Source organism: Saccharopolyspora sp. (assembly GCF_017434145.1).
Lineage (GTDB): Bacteria > Actinomycetota > Actinomycetes > Mycobacteriales > Pseudonocardiaceae > Saccharopolyspora_C > Saccharopolyspora_C galaxeae.
On sequence record NZ_JAFRFW010000083.1, the window covers coordinates 1 to 3,018 of the forward strand.

Below are 3,018 nucleotides of genomic sequence, written 5' to 3' on the forward strand. Positions count from 1 at the left end.
TCGTCAGCGCCATGGTGGCGTTCGTGGCCGGTCTGGACGTGCTCTTCGCAAAGGGCGTGCTCTGGTTGTTCGGCTGAACATCTCCGGGCCCGCGCGGAGAGTGGGTACGGCGATGCTAAATAACCCGGCACGCAACGCACGAGAGGAAGCGAGACCGACTGTGACCTCAGGAGAGGGGACTCCCCACGAGGGCCAGGAGCTGACCGGCCGCAACGAGGAGCCGGAGGCCGCCGAGGCGGTCCCGGGCTCCGCGGCCGTCGACTCCGCGCGCGCCGCCGACTCCGGCGAGGACACCGGTTCGCCCGAAGCCGCCGGCGCCGACGCGCAGCTGGACAGCACCGGCGCGGATGCCCCCGGTTCCGCCGACGCGGCCGAGCAGGCCGACGAGGCGGAATCGACCGGCACGGAGACCGACGCCGAGGCGGAGACCGAAGGCGAGGCCGAGCCGGACCCGGTCGAGGAGCTGCGCGCCGCACTGCGCCGCGCTCCCGGCGAGTGGTACGTGATCCACTCGTACGCGGGCTACGAGAACAAGGTCAAGACGAACCTGGAGACCCGCGCGCAGACGCTGGACGTGGAGGACTACATCTTCCAGGTCGAGGTGCCCACCGAAGAGGTCACCGAGATCAAGAACGGCCAGCGCAAGATGGTGCAGCGCAAGGTGCTGCCCGGGTACATCCTGGTGCGCATGGAGCTCAACGACTCCTCGTGGAGCGCCGTGCGCAACACCCCGGGCGTGACCGGCTTCATCGGCGCGACCTCGCAGCCTTCGCCGCTGAGCATCAACGACGTGCTGAAGTTCCTGGCGCCGCAGGCCGAGAAGGAGGCCAAGCCGGAGCCGGGCAAGAAGGCCGCCGAGCCGGCCGCGGCTTCCGCGAAGCCGTCGGTCGAGGTGGACTTCGAGGTGGGCGAGTCGATCACCGTGATGGACGGCCCGTTCGCGACGCTGCCCGCGACGATCAGCGAGGTCAACGCGGACAACCAGAAGCTCAAGGTGCTGGTTTCGATCTTCGGCCGGGAGACGCCGGTCGAGCTGTCGTTCAACCAGGTCTCCAAGATCTGACCGGCTCCCCGCGCCGCCACCGGCCGACACGGGGATTCCGGCCGGCCGCGGGAGGACCAGGCAGGACCTCCCGCGGCGACGGGCGAAGCCATCGTGGCCCGCGCCCGTGCCCGGTCCGGGAGAACGGGCCGGGCGAGCACTCCGAGGACACAGGAAGCTGAAGATGCCGCCCAAGAAGAAGAAGCTCGCAGCGATCATCAAGCTGCAGATCTCGGCCGGCCAGGCCAACCCGGCACCGCCGGTCGGTCCCGCGCTCGGCCAGCACGGCGTGAACATCATGGAGTTCTGCAAGGCCTACAACGCCGCCACCGAGAACCAGCGCGGCGACGTGGTGCCCGTCGAGATCTCGGTGTTCGAGGACCGTTCGTTCACCTTCAACCTGAAGACCCCGCCGGCGGCGAAGCTGCTGCTCAAGGCCGCGGGCGTGCAGAAGGGCAGCGGTGAGCCGCACAAGTCCAAGGTCGGCAAGGTGACCGTGGACCAGATCCGCGAGATCGCGCAGACCAAGTGGGTCGACCTCAACGCCAAGAACATGGACCAGGCGGAGAAGATCATCACCGGTACCGCCAAGTCGATGGGCCTGACCGTCGAGGGCTGACCCGGCCCGTGTGGGAGGGCTCGCGCAGCCCTGCTCGACCACGACTGATCCCGTTAAGGACAGAGGAAATGACTAAGCGCAGCAAGGCATACCTGCAGGCCGCCGAGCTGGTCGACCGCGCGCGGTTGTACGCGCCGCTGGAGGCCGTCGAGCTGGCCAAGAAGACCTCCAAGGTCAAGATGGACCCCACCGTCGAGGTGGCGTTGCGGCTGGGCGTCGACCCGCGCAAGGCCGACCAGATGGTCCGCGGCACCGTGAACCTGCCGCACGGCACCGGCAAGACCGCCCGGGTCATCGTGTTCGCGACCGGCGACAAGGCCGCTGAGGCCGAGACCGCCGGGGCGGACGCGGTCGGCTCGGAGGAGCTGATCGAGCGCATTCAGGGCGGCTGGCTCGATTTCGACGCGGCGATCGCCACCCCGGACCAGATGGCCAAGGTCGGCAAGATCGCGCGGGTGCTCGGCCCGCGCGGCCTGATGCCGAACCCGAAGACCGGCACCGTCACCCCGAACGTCTCCAAGGCCGTCGCGGACATCAAGGGCGGCAAGATCAGCTTCCGGGTGGACAAGCAGGCCAACCTGCACTTCGTGATCGGCAAGGCGTCGTTCGACAACAACGCGCTGGTGGAGAACTACGCGGCCGCGCTGGACGAGGTCCTGCGGTCCAAGCCGTCCACCTCGAAGGGCCGGTACCTGAAGAAGGTCACCTTCACCACGACTATGGGCCCGGGTATCCCGGTCGACCCGGCGCTGACGCGGAACCTCACCGAGGCTTCCGCCTGATCGAGCACCGCAGCTGAAGGTGGGCCGTCCCGCGATGGGCGGCCCACCTTTTTGCGTTCAGCCGCAGTTCGCGGGCGCGTACTGGTCGATCAGCCAGCCGCCGTCGGGCTGCCTGCTGATGCGCATGGTGCCCAGCGCCGGACCGCCGCCGACCTGCACCGCGCAGGAGTCGACCTTGGTCTGGGTGCCGGTGGATTGCAGCGCGTTGAGGAACATCGGGTCGCGGTAGCTCGCCGGTCCGGTGACCGCTGCCCGGGCCTGGCGCGCTGCGGACGGGCAGTCGCCGGTGCCGTAACTCGCGGCGAAGGCCGCCTTGCCGGTATCGGTGAACAACGCGCACGCCTGTTCCGGCGAGTTCCCGCCGATGTAGTTGTACAGCGCGTAGATCGCCAGGTCCGGCTCTCCCGGTGCGATCGGCGCGGCAGCCTGCGACCCCCCGCCCGTGCCGGGCGCGGAGGAGCCGCCGCTCCCTCCGGTGAACGAGACCAGCAGCGAGTGCAGCAGGTAGTACAGCACCAGCAGGATCACGACGAGGTAGATCAACCTGCGCACGATCTTGTACCGGAGCAGCCCCA

At 69.1% G+C, this 3,018-nt stretch carries 3 protein-coding genes and 1 pseudogene; 3 read left to right on the forward strand and 1 reads right to left on the reverse strand.

Features of this window, described 5'->3' with window-relative positions; all coding sequences use genetic code 11:
• Positions 1 to 160: 160 nt before the first annotated feature.
• The 3 genes from nusG (at position 161) to rplA (ending at position 2,443) form a co-directional block, all read left to right on the forward strand.
• Positions 161 to 1,063 (forward strand): transcription termination/antitermination protein NusG, encoded by a 903-nt coding sequence (gene nusG, locus IJH84_RS02050; protein ID WP_295139593.1) that lies wholly within the window; start codon positions 161 to 163, stop codon positions 1,061 to 1,063.
• A gap of 163 nt (positions 1,064 to 1,226) precedes the next feature.
• On the forward strand, positions 1,227 to 1,661 hold the full coding sequence (rplK, locus tag IJH84_RS02055; protein ID WP_295139595.1) for a 50S ribosomal protein L11: 435 nt from the start codon (positions 1,227 to 1,229) through the stop codon (positions 1,659 to 1,661).
• Between the two features lie 68 nt (positions 1,662 to 1,729).
• Positions 1,730 to 2,443 (forward strand): 50S ribosomal protein L1, encoded by a 714-nt coding sequence (rplA, locus tag IJH84_RS02060; RefSeq protein WP_200069006.1) that lies wholly within the window; start codon positions 1,730 to 1,732, stop codon positions 2,441 to 2,443.
• A gap of 57 nt (positions 2,444 to 2,500) precedes the next feature.
• Here the strand turns inward: rplA and IJH84_RS02065 are convergent.
• Positions 2,501 to 3,018: pseudogene (locus IJH84_RS02065) on the reverse strand (hypothetical protein); the annotation flags it as partial.